Annotated in this window: 14 protein-coding genes and 1 pseudogene; 12 read left to right on the top strand and 3 right to left on the bottom strand. The window is 70.1% G+C overall.

The features are described 5' to 3' along the window. Window positions 1-5 precede the first annotated feature (5 nt). Window positions 6-1637 (bottom strand): NAD(P)/FAD-dependent oxidoreductase, encoded by a 1632-nt coding sequence (locus tag ATM97_RS33820; RefSeq protein ID WP_218722300.1) that lies wholly within the window; start codon window positions 1635-1637, stop codon window positions 6-8. 196 nt (window positions 1638-1833) lie between these two features. Between ATM97_RS33820 and ATM97_RS33815 the strand changes: the two genes are divergently transcribed. The 7 genes from ATM97_RS33815 (at window position 1834) to helR (ending at window position 9866) form a co-directional block, all read left to right on the top strand. Next, the gene (locus ATM97_RS33815; protein WP_308248716.1) at window positions 1834-3369 is read left to right on the top strand and encodes an FAD-binding protein; all 1536 of its coding nucleotides are present in this window, start codon (window positions 1834-1836) and stop codon (window positions 3367-3369) included. Between the two features lie 106 nt (window positions 3370-3475). Next, window positions 3476-3847 carry a nuclear transport factor 2 family protein gene (locus ATM97_RS33810; RefSeq protein ID WP_218722298.1) on the top strand — a complete coding sequence of 124 codons (372 nt, stop codon included), beginning with the start codon at window positions 3476-3478 and terminating at the stop codon, window positions 3845-3847. A gap of 11 nt (window positions 3848-3858) precedes the next feature. Next, window positions 3859-5520, top strand: coding sequence for an FAD-binding protein (locus tag ATM97_RS33805; protein WP_218722297.1), 1662 nt, complete (start codon window positions 3859-3861; stop codon window positions 5518-5520). 10 nt (window positions 5521-5530) lie between these two features. Beyond that, on the top strand, window positions 5531-5788 hold the full coding sequence (locus tag ATM97_RS33800) for a hypothetical protein (RefSeq protein WP_218722296.1): 258 nt from the start codon (window positions 5531-5533) through the stop codon (window positions 5786-5788). Between the two features lie 25 nt (window positions 5789-5813). Beyond that, on the top strand, window positions 5814-6605 hold the full coding sequence (locus tag ATM97_RS33795; RefSeq protein ID WP_218722295.1) for an SDR family NAD(P)-dependent oxidoreductase: 792 nt from the start codon (window positions 5814-5816) through the stop codon (window positions 6603-6605). Then, on the top strand, window positions 6602-7477 hold the full coding sequence (locus ATM97_RS33790) for an alpha/beta fold hydrolase (protein WP_218722294.1): 876 nt from the start codon (window positions 6602-6604) through the stop codon (window positions 7475-7477). The genes ATM97_RS33795 and ATM97_RS33790 overlap by 4 nt, the downstream gene beginning before the upstream one ends. Before the next feature lie 211 nt (window positions 7478-7688). After that, on the top strand, window positions 7689-9866 hold the full coding sequence (gene helR, locus ATM97_RS33785) for an RNA polymerase recycling motor ATPase HelR (RefSeq protein ID WP_218722293.1): 2178 nt from the start codon (window positions 7689-7691) through the stop codon (window positions 9864-9866). A gap of 119 nt (window positions 9867-9985) precedes the next feature. On the opposite strand, the gene ATM97_RS33780 is transcribed toward helR, so the two are convergent. Together ATM97_RS33780 and ATM97_RS33775 are read right to left on the bottom strand one after the other, a co-directional pair. Continuing rightward, window positions 9986-10813: a mycofactocin-coupled SDR family oxidoreductase gene (locus tag ATM97_RS33780; RefSeq protein WP_218722292.1), complete on the bottom strand. Its 828-nt coding sequence runs from the start codon at window positions 10811-10813 to the stop codon at window positions 9986-9988. Window position 10814: 1 nt separating this feature from the next. Further along, a complete protein-coding gene (locus ATM97_RS33775) occupies window positions 10815-11612 on the bottom strand; it encodes a mycofactocin-coupled SDR family oxidoreductase (protein ID WP_218722291.1) in 798 nt (265 codons plus the stop codon). 192 nt (window positions 11613-11804) lie between these two features. Here ATM97_RS33775 and ATM97_RS33770 point away from each other — a divergent pair, with 192 nt between their 5' ends. From ATM97_RS33770 to ATM97_RS33750, 5 genes and pseudogenes are all read left to right on the top strand, one after another. Beyond that, a complete protein-coding gene (locus tag ATM97_RS33770; RefSeq protein WP_218722290.1) occupies window positions 11805-12860 on the top strand; it encodes a ferredoxin--NADP reductase in 1056 nt (351 codons plus the stop codon). A gap of 15 nt (window positions 12861-12875) precedes the next feature. After that, window positions 12876-14378: an MDR family MFS transporter gene (locus tag ATM97_RS33765; protein WP_218722289.1), complete on the top strand. Its 1503-nt coding sequence runs from the start codon at window positions 12876-12878 to the stop codon at window positions 14376-14378. Then, window positions 14372-15157 (top strand): 2-keto-4-pentenoate hydratase, encoded by a 786-nt coding sequence (locus ATM97_RS33760; RefSeq protein ID WP_218722288.1) that lies wholly within the window; start codon window positions 14372-14374, stop codon window positions 15155-15157. Before ATM97_RS33765 ends, ATM97_RS33760 begins: the two co-directional genes overlap by 7 nt. Before the next feature lie 15 nt (window positions 15158-15172). Continuing rightward, entirely contained in the window at window positions 15173-16081 is a 909-nt protein-coding gene (locus ATM97_RS33755; protein ID WP_218722287.1) for an acetaldehyde dehydrogenase (acetylating), read from the top strand. A 14-nt stretch (window positions 16082-16095) separates the two neighbouring features. Then, a pseudogene (locus tag ATM97_RS33750) lies at window positions 16096-16535 on the top strand (4-hydroxy-2-oxovalerate aldolase); the annotation flags it as partial.

The following is a 16535-nucleotide window of genomic DNA, read 5'->3' as shown; positions in this document are numbered from 1 at the left end:
GTGTCTCACGCCTCGAGGACGTCGAAACCCTTGTATCCCGCGGCCGCGACCTCGGCGATGATCTCGCCGTAGACCCCGAAGCCACCGACGAAGGGCATGAACACCCGCGGCCTGCCCTCGATGTTGGCGCCCAGGTACCACGAATTCGCCTGGGTCATCAGCGTTCCCGCGGCCCTGCTCGCGCATTCGCGGACCCACTCGGCCACCGCGTCCGGCCTGGCCTCGAGCCCCACCGCTCCCCTGCTGTCGAGGTAACCGATGGCCTCGGCCACCCAGTCGACGTGCAGTTCCGAGTGCAGCACCATGTTGGCCAGGACCGACGGGCTGCCGGGGCCGGTCAGGTTGAACAGGTTCGGGAAGCCCGTCACGCCCAGCCCCAGATAGGTCTTCGGTCCCTCCCGCCAGGCCTCGTTGAGCGATTCGCCACCGCGGCCGACGATGTTCATCCGCGACACCGAGCCGGTCATCGCGTCGAATCCGGTGGCCAGCACCAGGGTGTCGAGCGGGTAGTGCGCCGCGGTGGTGTGCACGCCCGCGGCGTCGATGCGGCTGATCGGGGTGGCCTTCAGGTCCACCAGCTCGACATTGGCGCGGTTGTAGGTCTGGTAGTAGTTCGTGTCGGTGCAGATCCGCTTGGTGCCGATCGGGTGATCACGCGGAACCAGCAGGTCGGCGACCCGCGGGTCGTCGATCACGGCCCGCACCTTCTCCTCCCAGAACTCCCGCGCGGTGTCGTTGGCGGCCAGGCTCACCAGCTGATCGGGAAAGGTCTTGCTGAACAACACGCCGCCCAGGGCCCAGCGCTGTTCGTAGGCCTCGCGCAGTTCCCGCGGGCTCACCGCGAGGGCGGACATCGGGTGCGCCTGATGCGGGGAACCGCCGCCGCTGGCCATCGACAGCCGCCTGCGCTCGGCGTAGTTCGCCTTCTGCGCCTGCCGATCGGCCTCGCTCAGCGGTGTATTCCCCGCGGGCACACTGTAATTGGCGGTGCGCTGGAAGACGTGCAGCCGCTCGGCCTGTTCGGCCAGGCACGGGATGGTCTGGATGCCGGAGGATCCGGTGCCGATCACGCCGACCCGCTGTCCGGTCAGGTCGACGCCTTCGTGCGGCCAGTGCGAGGTGTGCAGCACCCGGCCCGCGAAGGAGCCGAGGCCGTCGATGGCCGGGGTGTTCGCGTTCGACAGCGGACCGGTGGCCAGCACGACGAACCGGGCCGAGACGGTCCGGCCGGTGTCGGTGTCGACCTGCCAGCGCAGGGTCCGCTCGTCGAGCACGATATCGGTGACGCGGGTGCCGAATTCGATGTCGCGGCGCAGGTCGTAGCGATCGGCGACGTGTTCGAGGTAGGACAGGATCTCGGGCTGGGTGGCGTACTTCTCGCTCCAGTTCCACTCCTGCTGCAGCGCGTCGTCGAACGAGTACGAGTAGTCCACGCTCTCCACGTCGCACCGCGCGCCCGGGTAGCGGTTCCAATACCAGACGCCGCCCACGCCCTCGCCTGCCTCGAACACCCGCACGGTCAGTCCGCTGCCGCGGAAGCGGTGCAGTGCGTACAGGCCGGCGATGCCGGCGCCGACGACGACCACGTCGACGTCGGCCGGGCCCTTCACTGATGCCGATGGGGTCTCGGGGTTCACAGTGCCTACCTTTCGATGGAGACCGGTTCTCTGCGAGCGACGCTAAGGACGCGCGGGCCGGGAGAGCAGACGTCCTTCCCGCTGACCGGCACGTTCGGGTCCCGATCGCCTCCCGGTGATCGGGATGGTCCGCTCCGTGACCGCCGTCACCCGACCTACCGTCATCGCCACAACGAGGTGGTACCAGGAGGAAACAGTGGTGGACTGGAACGACGAGGTGGACGTGCTGGTCGCGGGCTCGGGCGGTGGCCTGGCCGGCGCCTACACCGCCGCCCGCGAAGGGCTCAGCGTCGCGGTGGTCGAGGCGACCGACAAGTTCGGCGGCACGACGGCGTATTCGGGTGGCGGTGGCGTCTGGTTCCCGTGCAACCCGGTGCTGGAGCGCGCGGGCACCGACGACACCCTCGACGACGCGCTCACCTACTACCGGGCCGTCGTCGGCGACCGCACCCCCGACGAGCTGCAGCAGACCTACGTGCGGCGGGGTCGCGACCTCATCGAATACCTCGAAGCCGACGACCATTTCGAGTTCCAGATGCTGCCGTGGCCGGACTACTTCGGTAAGGCGCCCAAGGCCAGGCTCGACGGGCAGCGCCACATCATGCCCACGCCGCTGCCCGCCGCCGAGCTGGGCGAGCTGCGCGAGTCGCTGCGCGGACCGCTCGATACCGACCGGCTCGGCGCCGCGCTGCCGGAGCTGCTGATCGGCGGGCAGGCGCTGATCGGGCGCATGCTGCGCGCGCTGTCGACCTACCCGCACGCCAAGCTCTACCTGGAGTCGCCGCTGGTGGAGCTGGTCGTCGAGGACGGCGTGGTGACCGGTGCGATCGTCGAACGCGACGGCGACCGGGTCGCGATCCGCGCGCGCCGCGGCGTGGTGCTCGCCGCGGGCGGTTTCGAGCAGAACGACGAGCTGCGCAAGCACTACGGCGTGCCCGGCGAGGCGCGAGACACCATGGGACCCTGGGGAAATCAGGGCTTGGCGCATCAGGCAGGCATCGCGGCAGGCGCCGACACCGATCTCATGGATCAGGCGTGGTGGTCACCGGGCCTGACCCACCCGGACGGGCGCTCGGCGTTCGCGCTGTGGTTCACCGGCGGCATCTTCGTCGACCAGGACGGCAACCGATTCGTCAACGAGTCGGCGCCCTACGACCGGCTCGGCCGCGAGGTCATCCGGCAGATGACCGAGCGCGGCCTGACCCTGCCGTTCTGGATGATCTACGACGACACCGAAGGCGAGGTGCCGCCGATCAAGGCTACCAACGTGTCCATGGTCGAGACGCAGAAATACGTCGACGCGGGCCTGTGGCACACCGCCGACACCCTCGCCGAGCTGGCCGCGAAGATCGGTGTGCCCGCGGCGAATCTCGAGGCGACCGTGGAACGGTTCAACGGCATGGTCGCCACCGGCGTCGACCCCGATTTCGGGCGCGGCGACGAGGCCTACGACCGCGCCTTCTCCGGCGGCGAACCGCCGCTGGTGACCATCGACAAGGGCCCGTACCACGCCGCGGCGTTCGGCATCTCCGACCTCGGCACCAAGGGCGGCCTGCGCACCGACTCGGCGGCGCGGGTGCTCGGCCGCGACGGCGCGCCGATCCCCGGCCTCTACGCGGCGGGCAACACCATGGCCGCGGTCAGCGGTGAGGTCTACCCCGGCGGTGGCAACCCGATCGGCGCGTCCATGCTGTTCAGCCACCTCGCCGTGCGGCACATGCTGGGCGAATAGGCCCGCCCGGGTCCCTCCCGCTGGCCGGGAGGGACCCGTGTCCACCGGCCACCGGATGTGGTTCGGTTCACAGATCCCCACTTCTCGACATTTCAGGAGCAACACGATGGCTTCAGCGGACGACATTCGCGCGACGGTGCGCAAATATGTGGAGGCCGTCGGCAGCGGTACGGCTGCCGATGTCGTCGCCCTCTACCGCGAGGACGCGACGGTCGAGGATCCGGTCGGCTCCGAACCGCATGTCGGCCACGCCGCGATCACGAAGTTCTACGAGGCCATCGAGCCGCTGCGGCGCTCGACGGAACTGTTCAGCGTGCGCGTCGCGGGCGACAGCGCCGCGTTCAGCTTCCGGGTGGTCACCGAGTTCGGCGACCAGAAGTTCACCCTCGATCCGATCGATGTCATGACCTTCGACGAGGACGCCCGCATCACCAGCATGCGCGCGTTCTGGTCCCAGGACGACATGGTCGTCGGCTGAGCGAGGCGAGAGTGACTGCGACCGAACAACACTGGGATCACGAAGTCGGCTTCCTCGTCGTCGGCAGCGGCGCGGGCGGGTTGACCGGCGCGCTCGCGGCCGCCGATCGCGGGCTCGACACCCTCGTCATCGAGAAGGCCGCGGTGTACGGCGGCAGCACCGCGCTCTCGGGCGGCGGGATCTGGGTGCCGAACAATCCGACGCTGCTGCGCGAGGGTCTCGGCGATTCCCGCGCGGATGTGCGCGCCTACCTCGACGCCGTCGTCGGCGACCGGGTGCCCACCGGCAACCTCGACGCCTTCATCGACGAGGGCCCGCGCATGCTGGCCTTCCTCGAGACCAGCCCGCACCTGCGGTTCCAGTGGTGCACCGGCTATTCCGACTATCACCCCGAGGCGCCGGGCGGTCGTCCCGCGGGCCGCTCCATCGAACCGCTGCCGGTCGACCTCAAGCAGCTCGGCGAGGACGAGGATCTGCTGCGCCCGGCGGCGCTGGCGACCCCGCCCGGGCTGTTCATCACCTCCAAGGACTTCGTCCAGCTCAATATGGTGACCCGCACCTGGAAGGCGCGCTGGACCGCGCTGCTGACCGGCTTGCGGGCGGTCAAGGCGATCCTGCTGCGCAGGCACACGGACACCCTGGGCCGAGCGCTGATCGCGCGGCTGCGGCTGGCCCTGCGCGACGCCGGCGTGCCGCTGTGGCTGAACACGCCGCTGCGCTCGCTGATCACCGACGAGTCGGGCGCGGTGCTCGGCGTCGTCGCCGAACGCGACGGCCGCGAGATCCGGATCCGGGCGCGCGCCGGAGTGCTGCTGGCCACCGGCGGTTTCGAGCACAACCAGGCGATGCGCAAGCGCTATCTGCCCGAGGGCGGACGCGACAACTTCAGCGCCGCCTCGACCGACAACACCGGTGACGGCATCGTCGCGGGCGAGCGGGTCGGCGCCGCGGTCGATCTGATGGACGACGCGTGGTGGATGCCGTCGTTCCAGCGGCCCGACGGCATCAATCAGGTGCTGGTCTCGGAGCGGTCGATCCCGCGCTCGATCATCGTCGACAGCTCCGGCAAGCGCTTCACCAACGAGGCCTCGCCGTACGTCACGTTCGTGCACGCCCAGCTGCGCGGCAGCCACGACCCGGCCTGGCTGATCTTCGACGCGAAGGCCAAGAGCCGCTATCCCATCGGCGGCATCGTGCCCGGGCAGAAGTTCCCCGCCGCGTGGACCTCGAGCGGTCTGGTGCAGAGCGCACCCGACATCGACGGCCTGGCCGCCGCGATCGGTGTTCCCGTCACCACGCTGCGCGAGACCGTCGACCGGTTCAACGGATTCGCGCGCGCGGGCCACGACGCCGACTTCGGTCGCGGGGACAGCGCCTACGACAACTACTACGGTGACCCGACGCTGGCGACGCCGGCGCTCGATGTGATGGACAGGGGCCCGTACTACGCGCTGCGCGTGCGCATCGGCGACCTCGGCACCAAGGGCGGTCTGGTCTACAACGCCGACGCCCAGGTGTTGCGCGCCGACGGCTCGCCCATCCCCGGCCTCTACGCCGCCGGCAACACCTCCGCGGCCGTGATGGGCAACGACTACGCCGGCGCGGGCGCGACCATCGGTCCCGCGATGGTGTTCGGCTACGTCGGCGCGCGGCACGCCGCGGGCGAGCGCTGAGGCGGGCATCATGCATCCCGTCGAATGCGCGAGCTGCGGCAACAAGGTGCTGGCCGAGAAGTTCAGCCCCAGCCACACCAGCGTCCAGTGGCTCGACGACGCCGAGTCCGCCTGCCCGGAATTCGCCCGGCGCGCGGCTCTCGGCGAGCCGAGCAGCTGGATCCCCACCTGCTCGGCACTGCGCGATTCGATCGACGACGCGGTTCGCGCGGGCGAATTGGCGACCGATCAGTTGCGGCACGAGCCGGTTCCCGGCCGGCTCGGCTGACCCCCACACCTAGGAGAGACGACTCATGAACAGACTCGACGGCCACCGGACACTGGTCACCGGCGCCGCGTCCGGCATCGGACAGGCCACCGTGCTCCGGCTGCTCGACGAGGGCGCCCGAGTGGTCGGCGCCGACGTGTCGGCCGACGGTCTCGCGGCCACCCTGGCGCGGGCCACCGAACGCGGCACCGCGGACCGGCTGACCACTCTGACCCTCGACATCGGGGACGAGCAGTCGGTGATCGAGGGCGTGCGCTCGTCGGTGCAGACTCTCGGTGGGCTGGACTCGCTGGTCAACGCGGCGGGCATCCTGCGCGCCTCGCACACCGAGCAGACCTCCCTCGAGCTGTGGGAGCTGATCCTGCGGGTCAATCTCACCGGCACCTTCCTGGTGGTCCGCGAAGCACTGCCCGCCCTGCTGGCCAACCCGCGCGCGACGATCGTGAACTTCAGCTCCACCTCGGCGGCCTTCGCGCACCCCTACATGGCGGCCTACGCGGCGAGCAAGGGCGGCATCCAGTCCTTCACCCACGCCATCGCCCTCGAATACGGCGGCAAGGGCCTGCGCGCGGTGTGCGTCGCGCCGGGCAGCATCAAGTCCGGCATCACCGACGCCACACCGGGTTACGTGCCCGCCGACGCCGATTGGGCGCTGTTCTCGAAGCTGTCGCCCGCCCTGCCGACCGATCAGGAATCCGGCGGCGCGGGCATGGGCGATCCGAGCGCGGTGGCCGGCGTGATCGCGATGCTGGTCTCCGAGGACGGCGCGTTCATCACCGGCACCGAGATCCGCATCGACGGGGGCACGCACGCATGACCGAGCTGAGCTACGAGGCCACCCTGCGCGAGATCCGCACCGACGCGGGCGTGCTGCGCTACCACCAGGCCGGCGACGGTCCGCCGCTGCTGCTGCTGCACGGGTCGGGCCCCGGGGTCACCGGGTGGCGCAACTACCGCGGCAATCTCGCCACGTTCGCCGACCGATTCCGGTGCCTGGTCCTGGAATTCCCCGGCTTCGGGGTGAGCGACGACTTCGGCGGGCATCCGATGGTCACCGCGCTCGACGCGGTGGTCCGCTTCGTCGATGCGCTGGGCCTGGACAGTGTCGACATCATCGGCAATTCGATGGGCGGTGGCGTCGCGCTCAACTACGCGATCGCGCATCCGGAGCGGGTCGGCAAGCTGGTGACGATCGGCGGCATCGGGCGCAACCTGTTCAGCCCGGGCCCCGGCGAGGGCATCAAGCTGCTGCAGGAGTTCACCGAGGAGCCCACCCGCGAGCGGCTGATCCAGTGGCTGCACTCGATGGTCTACGACCCGGCCATGGTCACCGACGAGCTCATCGAGGAGCGCTGGACCCAGGCCACCGACCCGGCCACGCTCGACAGCGCGCGCCGGATGTACAGCAAGGCCGCGTTCGCGATGATGGTGCGGGCGATGGAGGCCTCGGACGCGCCCCCGCCGTGGGCGATGCTGCACAAGGTGCAGGCGCCGACCCTGATCACCTGGGGCCGCGACGACCGGGTGAGCCCGCTGGATATGGCGTTGATCCCGATGCGCACGATCCCGCGCGCCGAACTGCACGTGTTCCCGAACTGCGGGCACTGGGCGATGATCGAGCGCAAGGACGAATTCGAGTCGGCGGTACTGGCGTTCCTGACCCGCAAGGAGGCCGACCGGACGGCGTGATCGCCGATCCCGATGCTCTGTGCCCACGGCCCCCTGTGCACTGGACGGGAGGAGTCCTCACTCCCCTTCCGTATCCAACATATAGCGCACAGGGGGCCTTGCCGCAAGGCCCCGGTGGTGCCGCATAATCGTCCGCCGTAGCCAGAAGCTGCGGAAACGGGTGTGATCGACGCGCTCCGCCGGGATCGGTGAACCGGGAAAGTGAGGGCAGGTGTCAATTCAGGGGTATCAGGACGAACTACGGTCCGAGCAGCACTACGTGGACGGTCTGTACGCGCGGCTCGACGCCGAACGCGCCAGGGTGAAGGGTCGCTACAGCGCGACACTGCGCGGCACGGGCGTGTCGGCCATGGACCGGGATTTCGAGGCCCGCGCGCTGGCCAAGGAGGCCAAGCGCCTGGACGTGGCCGACAACGGACTGTGCTTCGGCCGGCTCGACGCGCTCTCCGGAGAGGCGTCCTACATCGGCCGCATCGGCCTGTTCGACGAGGCGAACGACTTCGAGCCGCTGCTGCTCGACTGGCGCGCGCCCGCCGCCCGCGCCTTCTATGTCGCGACCGCGGCCTCGCCGGAGGACATGCGCAGGCGCCGCCAGTTCCACACCCGCGGCCGCCGGGTGACCGAGTTCACCGACGAGGTGCTCGGCAGGCCGGACGGCGACGAGCGCGGCGACGCGGCCCTGCTCGCGGCCGTCAACGCGCCGCGCGGGGAGGGCATGCGCGACATCGTCGCGACGATCCAGGCCGAGCAGGACGAGATCATCCGGCTCGACCATCCCGGCGTGCTGGTGATCGAGGGCGGTCCCGGCACCGGCAAGACCGTGGTGGCGCTGCACCGCGTCGCCTATCTGCTCTACACCCAGCGCGAGCGGATGGAACGCCAGGGCGTGCTGGTGGTCGGGCCCAACCCGGCCTTCCTGCAGCACATCTCGCATGTGCTGCCGTCGCTGGGCGAGACCAATGTGGTCTTCACGACCGCGGGTGAGCTGGTACCGGGACTGCGCGTGACCGCCGAGGACGGACCGGAAGCGGCACGGCACAAGGGTTCACTGCGGATCCTCGACGTCCTCGCCGCGGCGATCGCGGACCGGCAGCGGCTGCCGGCGGACCCGGTGCCGATCGAGCTCGCCGACGTCACCGTGCGGATCGACGCCGAGACCGCGCGATGGGCGAGCGAGGAGGCACGGGCGAGCGGACGCCCGCACAACGAGGCGCGCGCGGTGTTCCGCGAGATCGTCACCTACGTCCTCACCGAGCGCGCGATCGGCCGGATCGGGCAGGGCTGGCTCACCCGCGACGACCGCGAGGCGTGGGAACAGCTGCGCGCCGACCTGGTCGCCGAACTCGCCGACCACACCGCGTTCACCGCCGCGCTCGACGACCTGTGGCCGATCCTGACGCCGGAAACCCTGCTCTCCGAGCTGTATTCGTCGCACGATCGGCTGCGGGCGGCGGGCGCCGATGCCGCGCTGTATCGCGCCGAGGGCACCGCCTGGACCGTCTCGGATGTGCCGCTGCTCGACGAGCTCGTCGACCTGCTGGGCAAGCACCAGCCCGTCGACGACACCGCCGAGCGGGAGGCCAGGGCCGAGGCCGCCTACGCCGCGCGGGTGCTCGAGAACATGGTCGGCCGGGAGGACCACATGGACGACGAGGATCACCTGTTCGCCCAGGACATGCTCTTCGGCGAGGATCTGGCCGAACGCTTCCTCGAACGCGACACCAGGGAACTCGCCGAACGTGCTGCCGCGGACCGGGAGTGGACCTACCGGCACGTGGTCGTCGACGAAGCGCAGGAATTGTCGGAGATGGAGTGGCGGGTGCTGATGCGCCGCTGCCCCGGCAAATCCTTCACGATCGTGGGTGATCTCGCGCAGCGCCGGTCGGCGGCGGGTGCGACGTCGTGGGCATCAATGCTGGAGCCGTACGTTCCGGGCCGCTGGGCCTATCGCGCGCTGACCGTCAACTACCGCACCCCCGCCGAGATCATGACCGTCGCCGCGGCGGTGCTCGCCGATTTCGCCCCGGACGTGCGGCCGCCGGAGTCGGTGCGCGCATGTGGCGTCCAGCCGTGGTCGCGCCGCGTGGATACGGACGAACTCGCCACGGCCATCGAGGAATTCGTTCGCGCGGAGTCCGGGCGGGAAGGCACCAGCGTGGTGATCGGTCCGCCCGGGGTGCCGGGCACGGTCACCGCGTCGGAGACCAAGGGTCTGGAGTACGACGCCGTCCTGGTCGTCGAGCCGGAACGGATCCTCGCCGACGGTCCCCGCGGCGCGGCCGAGCTCTATGTCGCCCTGACCCGCGCCACCCAGCGGCTGGGCGTGCTCCACCACGGCGAGCTCCCCCGGTCCATGACCGGACTCGCCGATCTCGTGCCGACCAGCTGAGATCGGCGATATCGACCGGAAGCGATGTCGGCCGGAGCCGGATGGTGTCCGGGCCGACGGCGTCAGCGGCTGTCGGCGTCGCGGTGGCGCGGCCCGTCGAGGCCGCACCACCGGACAACTCAGCGCTGGGTCGAGCCCGCGTCGACGGGCAGGGTCACCGCGGTGATGTAGCGGGCTTCGTCCGAGGCCAGGAACAGCGCCGCGTTGGCGATGTCGACGGGCTCGACCCACGGGATGGGCAGCATGTTCATCGACACCGCCGCCTCGGCGAACTCCTCGCGCGTCGGGTGCTCGCGGTCGGGCCGGAACACTTTGCGCACCATGTCGTTCTGGATCATCGGGGTGTCGACGTTGGTGGGGTGCACCGAGTTCACCCGGACATGGTGCGGGGCCAGCTCTTTGGCCAGGGAGCGCATCAGGCCGACCACGCCGTGCTTGGCGGCGGTGTAGTGCGCGACGCCGACCAGCCCGCGCAGGCCCGCGATCGAGCTGGTCAGGATCATGGCGCCGCCGCCACGATGGATCAGGTGCGGGGTGGCGGCCTTGCAGGTCTGCCACACGCCGGTCAGGTTGACGTCGATCATCGTCTGCCACTGCTGGTCGGTCAGTTCCAGCGCGCCCGCGCTGGAACTGATACCGGCGGTGGCGCAGACGATGTCGAGGCCACCCAGCTCGGTGACGGCGGCGTCGACCGCCGTCCGCAGCGCGGCGCCGTCGCGCACGTCGACGGTGGCCGCCACGATGCGGGCGCCCGTCGCCTCGACCGCGCGCACGGTCTCGGCGAGGTCGTCGGGAGTCGCCCCCGGCGACACCACGGTCTCGACCGGTCCGCAGATGTCGACGGCGACGATGTCGGCGCCCTCCTCGGCCAGCCGGATGGCCTGGGCGCGGCCGATGCCGCGCGCGGCGCCGGTGATCAGCGCGATCTTGCCCGAAACCCGTCCCATGTCACACCTTCTGAGTCAGTCCGGCATCCACCACGAGCTGGGTTCCCGTCACGTAACGGGACTCGTCGGATGCGAGGAAGAGCACGGCATTGCTGATGTCGACCGGATCGACCCACGGCACGGGCAGCACGGTGCGCTGGGCCAGGGCCTCGGCGGCGTCGGCCTGGGTGGGGTGGGCCAGATCGGGGCGCAGCTTGGCGTACACGGCGTCGTTGAGGATCATCGGCGTCGCCACCGAACCGGGGTGCACGGTGTTGACCCGGATGCCGCGCGGGCCGAGTTCGTTGGCCAGGGTGCGGGCGAGACCGACCACGGCGTGCTTGCTCGCCGAGTAGTGCGAGGCGGTGGCCGCGCCGGTGATGCCGTTGGTGGAGCTGACGATGACGATCGAACCGCCGTCGCTCAGTGCCGGGACACCGGCCCGCACGGTGTGCCACATGCCGGTGAGGTTGATGTCGATGGTGCGCTGCCAGGCCTCGTCGGACAGTTCCCAGGACAGGCCGAGGTCGCTGTAGATGCCGGCGTTGGCGACGATCACGTCGAGGCGGCCCAGCGCGGCCACGCCGTCGGCGACCGCCACGTCCAGGGCGGCCTGGTCGCGGACGTCGGCCGCGGCGGTGACGCACAGGCGGCCGATGTCCACGACCTCGGCCGCCGTCTGCGCGAGTCCCGCCGCGGCGGCCTCGATGTCGACGGCGATGATGTCGGCGCCTTCCTCGGCCAACCGACGGCAATGGGCGCGGCCCATTCCCCCGGCCGCGCCGGTCACCAGCGCGACGGTGTGCTGCATGCGGTTCATCGGGCGCCCCCGGGAGATCGAGTGTCCACGAGCCCGACGCTAGGGTCGCCGCCGCGACCGCAGACCCCGGTCTTCCCGATCAGCGGACAGTGCGCGGCGATCTCCCGGCCACCGGGATCGGTGGGCAGCGCGGCGCGCGTGAGCTGCGACGGTGGCCACGCAAGACCGGCTCTGTGATCGAGGAGGACACCAGTGACGAGGGCGACTGTCGACGTTGCGCGTGGCGCGCGGGTGGTGACGCTGCGCGTGGCGGCGGTGATCGAGGAAACCGCGGACGCGCGCTCGCTCGTGTTCGAGGTTCCCGACGACGCCGCCGACCGGTTCGCCTACCGGCCGGGTCAGTTCCTGACCCTGCGCATCCCGAGTGACCGGCCCGAGCCGGTCGCCCGGTGCTACTCCCTGGCGAGCTCACCGTTCACCGGCGAGCCGCCACGGGTGACCGTCAAGCGCACCGCCGACGGCTACGGCTCGAACTGGTTGTGCGACAACGTCTCCGTCGGCGACACCCTGGACGTGCTGCCGCCGCAGGGCACCTTCACCCCGGCCTCCCTCGACACCGATCTGCTGCTGTGGGCGGCGGGCAGCGGCATCACTCCGGTGATGTCGATCCTGCGCTCGGCGCTGGTGCGCGGCACGGGCCGAGTGGTGCTGTTCTACGCCAATCGTGGGCAGGAGTCGGTGATCTTCGCCGAGGCGCTGCGCGAGCTGGTGGCGCGCCATCCGGGCCGGGTGCACGTGGTGCACTGGCTCGAAGCGGTGCAGGGCCTGCCCACGGCCGCCCAGCTGGCGGCGTTCGCCGCGCCGTACGCGTCCTACGAGTCGTTCGTGTGCGGGCCGGGCCCGTTCATGGCGGCGGTGACCGAGGCGCTGACCGGCGCGGGGTGGCCGCGTGAGCGGATCACCACCGAGGTGTTCGTCTCGCTGTCGGGCGATCCGTTCGCCGAGCCCGCGCCGATCGCGGACGAGGAGGCGGGCGACGCCGCGCAGGTCGAGGTGGAACTCGACGGCGCCGTACACGCCCTGCGCTGGCCACGATCGCGCACCCTGGTCGACGTGATGCTGGCCGACGGTCTCGACGTGCCGTACTCCTGTCGCGAGGGCGAATGCGGTTCGTGCGCCTGCACCGTCGTCGACGGCGCGGTGAGCATGGGCCCCAGCGCGATCCTCGATCAGGAGGACATCGACGCGGGCTACACGCTGGCCTGCCAGGCCCGCCCGACCACCGATTCGGTGCGCATCCGCTTCTGACCCGAGAGGTGCCCTGTGGCAACCGATACCGCGCGCTCCGAGGTCGGGTTCGGCTCGGAGCGCGGCCCCGTGCTCGCCTCGCTCATGCTCGCCACCGGTCTGGTCGCGCTCGATTCGACGATCCTGGCGACCGCCGTGCTCTCGATCACCGACAGTCTCGGCGACTTCGCGCTGTTCCCGTGGCTGTTCACGAGTTACCTGCTCACCCAGGCGGTCACCGTGCCGATCTACGGCGCGCTCGCCGACACCTTCGGCCGCAAGCCGGTGATGCTGTTCGGCGTCGCGGTGTTCGCGCTCGGCTCACTGCTGTGCGGGGTGGCGACCAGCATGCTCGCGCTCATCGTGTTCCGCGCGGTACAGGGCATCGGCGCCGGTGCCATCCAGCCGACGACCATGGTCATCGCCAGTGATCTCTACACCCTCGCCGAACGGGCCACCGTGCAGGGCTATCTGGCCGGGGTGTGGGCGGTGGCTTCGGTGACCGGCCCGCTGCTGGGCGGCATCTGTGCCGACTACCTCGGCTGGCGGTGGATCTTCCTGGTCAATCTGCCGCTGGCCGCGCTGGCCGCCTGGATGCTGGTGCGCAACTTCCACGAGACGGTGCCACGCCATCGCCGCAGCGTCGACTACGCGGGGGCGGTGCTGCTGACCCTCGGGGCGGGCGCGCTGGTTCTGGGTTTGCTCGAGGGCGGTCGCGCCTGGGCGTGGGGATCGCCGACCGGGCTCGGCGTGTTCGGGCTCGCCGCCCTGTCGCTCGCGCTGTTCGTCGCCGTCGAATCCCGGGCCGAGCACCCGATTCTGCCGCTGTGGGTGTTCACCCGGCGGGTGGTGGTGGCGAGCAGTCTCGCCGCCATGCTCGGTGGCGCCCTGCTGTTCGGCTTCACGACCTATGTGCCGATGTTCAATCAGGGTGTGCTCGGCACCAGCGCGCTGGTCGCCGGGCTCGTCACCGGCGGCCTCACCCTGGGCTGGCCGCTGGCCGCCGCACGGGCCGGAAAGGTGTACCTGCGCTTCGGGTTCCGCACGTGCGCGGTGCTGGGCAGTCTCGTCGCGGCGCTCGGCACGGCCACCATGCTGCTGCTCGACGAGCAGTCGCCGCTGTGGCAGGTCGGCGTCTCGTGTTTCGTGGTCGGCGCGGGCATGGGTCTGGTGGCCACGCCGACACTCATCGCGGCGCAGACCAGCGCGCCGTGGTCCGATCGCGGCGTCGTCACCTCGGCCACCATGTTCGCGCGGTCGCTGGGCAGCGCGGTGGGGGTCGCGGTGTTCGGCGCGATCGTCAACGCGCGCCTGGCCGGTGCGGGCGCGCCCGCACCGCAGACGCTCTCGGCCGCCGTGCATCTGGTGTTCGCGACCATCGCGGCCATGACGCTGGTGCTGGTCGCCGCGTGCGCGATGATCCCCGGCCGGATCGCGCAATTTCCTGCCCATCCAGCGGGAACACCCGAGGTCGTCCCCCCGGTCGCCGACGAGCATGGGAGCGCATCACCAGAGGAGAAGAGGGAACCAGGATGCTGACAACCAGCGCGCGCGCCGAGCTCGCCGCCGAATTGGCGCGAGCGGAGCTGGATCGAGTGGCGGTGTCCCCCATCGCCGACCGCTATCCGTCGATCGATGTGGTGGACGCCTACGAGATCCAGTTGCTCAATATCCGGCGCAGGCTGGACGACGGCGCGACGATCGTCGGCCACAAGGTGGGGCTGTCGTCGAAGGCGATGCAGGAGATGATGGGCGTCGACGAGCCCGACTACGGTCATCTGCTCGCCGAGATGGAGGTCTTCGAGGACGTCCCGGTCGACACCTCGAAGTACCTGCTGCCGCGCGTGGAGGTCGAGGTCGGGTTCGTGCTCGGCGCCGACCTGCCCGGCGAGGACTGCACCGAGGCCGATGTACTGGCCGCGACCGTCGCTTACGCGCCCTCGATCGAGCTGATCGACTCGCGCATCACCGACTGGCGGATCGGTCTGTGCGACACAATCTCCGACAATGCTTCCTCCGCCGGGTATGTCCTCGGCAAGGAGCGCGTCGCACCCGGCGATATCGACATCGCCGCCATCGACGCCGTGCTGACCCGTAACGGCGAGGTCATCGCCGAGGGCCGCAGCGACGCGGTGCTCGGCGATCCGGTGATCGCGGTGGCCTGGCTGGCTCGCAAGGTCGCCGGTTTCGGCGTGCGCCTGAAAGCCGGGGACATCGTGCTGCCCGGTTCCTGCACTCGCGCCATCGACGCCCGTCCGGGCGACGACTTCCTCGCCACGTTCACCGGACTCGGTTCCGTCCGTTTGTCTTTCGCCTAGCCAAGGAGGCACGACGTGTCCAACGGGACAGTCACCGCCGCGATCGTCGGATCCGGCAATATCAGCACCGATCTGCTCTACAAACTGCTGCGCTCGGACAAGATCGAGCCACGCTGGATGATCGGCATCGACCCGGATTCGGAGGGGCTGAAGCGGGCGCGCGGGCTGGGGTTGGAAACCTCCGCCGAGGGCGCGGACTGGCTGCTGGCTCTCGACGAGAAGCCGGATCTGCTGTTCGAGGCCACCTCCGCCTACGTGCACCGCGCGTACGCGCCGAAATACGAAGCCGCCGGTATCCGCGCCGTCGACCTCACCCCCGCCGCGGTCGGACCCGCCGTGATTCCCCCGGTGAACCTGGACTCGCTGCGCGATGCCATGAACGTCAACATGATCACCTGTGGCGGCCAGGCCACCATCCCGATGGTCGCGGCCGTGTCGCGGGTCGTGCCGGTCGCCTACGCCGAGATCGTGGCATCGGTGTCCTCGGTCTCGGCCGGTCCCGGAACCCGTGCCAACATCGACGAGTTCACCAAGACCACCTCCAAAGGTGTCGAGACCATCGGCGGCGCGCAGCGCGGCAAGGCCATCATCATCTTGAACCCGGCCGAGCCGCCGATGATCATGCGCGACACCATCTTCTGCGCCATCCCCGAGGACGCCGATCGGGATGCCATCGCCGAGAGCATCTTCCGCATGGAGAAGTCGATCCAGGAATACGTGCCCGGCTACCGGCTGCTCAACGATCCACAGTTCGACGAGCCGTCGGTGATCTCCGGTGGCATGGCCAAGGTGTCGATCTTCGTCGAGGTCGAAGGCGCCGGCGATTTCCTGCCACCGTACGCGGGCAACCTCGACATCATGACCGCCGCCGCCACCCGCGTGGGTGACGTGCTGGCCGACCAGATCATCTCGGCTCGGGTGTAAGGAGATTCGAAACCATGGTCTACTCAGCTGATCTCGACATCCGCGTCACCGATACCTCGCTACGCGACGGATCCCACCACAAGCGCCATCAGTTCACCACGACCGAGGTGCGCGACATCGTCACCGCCCTCGACGGCGCCGGAGTGCCGGTCATCGAAGTCACCCACGGTGACGGCCTGGGTGGTTCCTCGTTCAACTACGGGTTCGCCAGAACACCGGAACAGGAACTCATCAAGGCCGCCGCCGAATCGGCCAAGCGGGCGCGCATCGCCTTCCTGATGCTGCCGGGTGTCGGCGTCAAGGAAGACATCAAGATCGCCCAGGACAACGGCGCGTCCATCTGCCGCATCGCGACGCACTGCACCGAGGCCGACGTCTCGATCCAGCACTTCGGCCTGGCGCGCGAACTCGGCCTCGAGACCGTCGGCTTCCTGATGATGGCCCACTCCACCAC

Origin of the sequence: Nocardia sp. MH4 (assembly GCF_019266065.1) — a bacterium.
Classification (GTDB): domain Bacteria; phylum Actinomycetota; class Actinomycetes; order Mycobacteriales; family Mycobacteriaceae; genus Nocardia; species Nocardia canadensis.
Note: the sequence above shows the minus strand (reverse complement) of the source record. Positions and strands in the feature narration are given on the sequence as shown.

Excerpts from the sequence above, each read along its gene's own strand:
- ATM97_RS33780 (WP_218722292.1), bottom strand. The coding sequence starts at position 10,813 with ATGGGACGGGTTTCGGGCAAGATCGCGCTGATCACCGGCGCCGCGCGC.
- ATM97_RS33810 (WP_218722298.1), top strand. The coding sequence starts at position 3,476 with ATGGCTTCAGCGGACGACATTCGCGCGACGGTGCGCAAATATGTGGAG.
- ATM97_RS33795 (WP_218722295.1), top strand. The coding sequence starts at position 5,814 with ATGAACAGACTCGACGGCCACCGGACACTGGTCACCGGCGCCGCGTCC.
- ATM97_RS33790 (WP_218722294.1), top strand. The coding sequence starts at position 6,602 with ATGACCGAGCTGAGCTACGAGGCCACCCTGCGCGAGATCCGCACCGAC.
- ATM97_RS33775 (WP_218722291.1), bottom strand. The coding sequence starts at position 11,612 with ATGAACCGCATGCAGCACACCGTCGCGCTGGTGACCGGCGCGGCCGGG.
- ATM97_RS33800 (WP_218722296.1), top strand. The coding sequence starts at position 5,531 with ATGCATCCCGTCGAATGCGCGAGCTGCGGCAACAAGGTGCTGGCCGAG.
- ATM97_RS33760 (WP_218722288.1), top strand. The coding sequence starts at position 14,372 with ATGCTGACAACCAGCGCGCGCGCCGAGCTCGCCGCCGAATTGGCGCGA.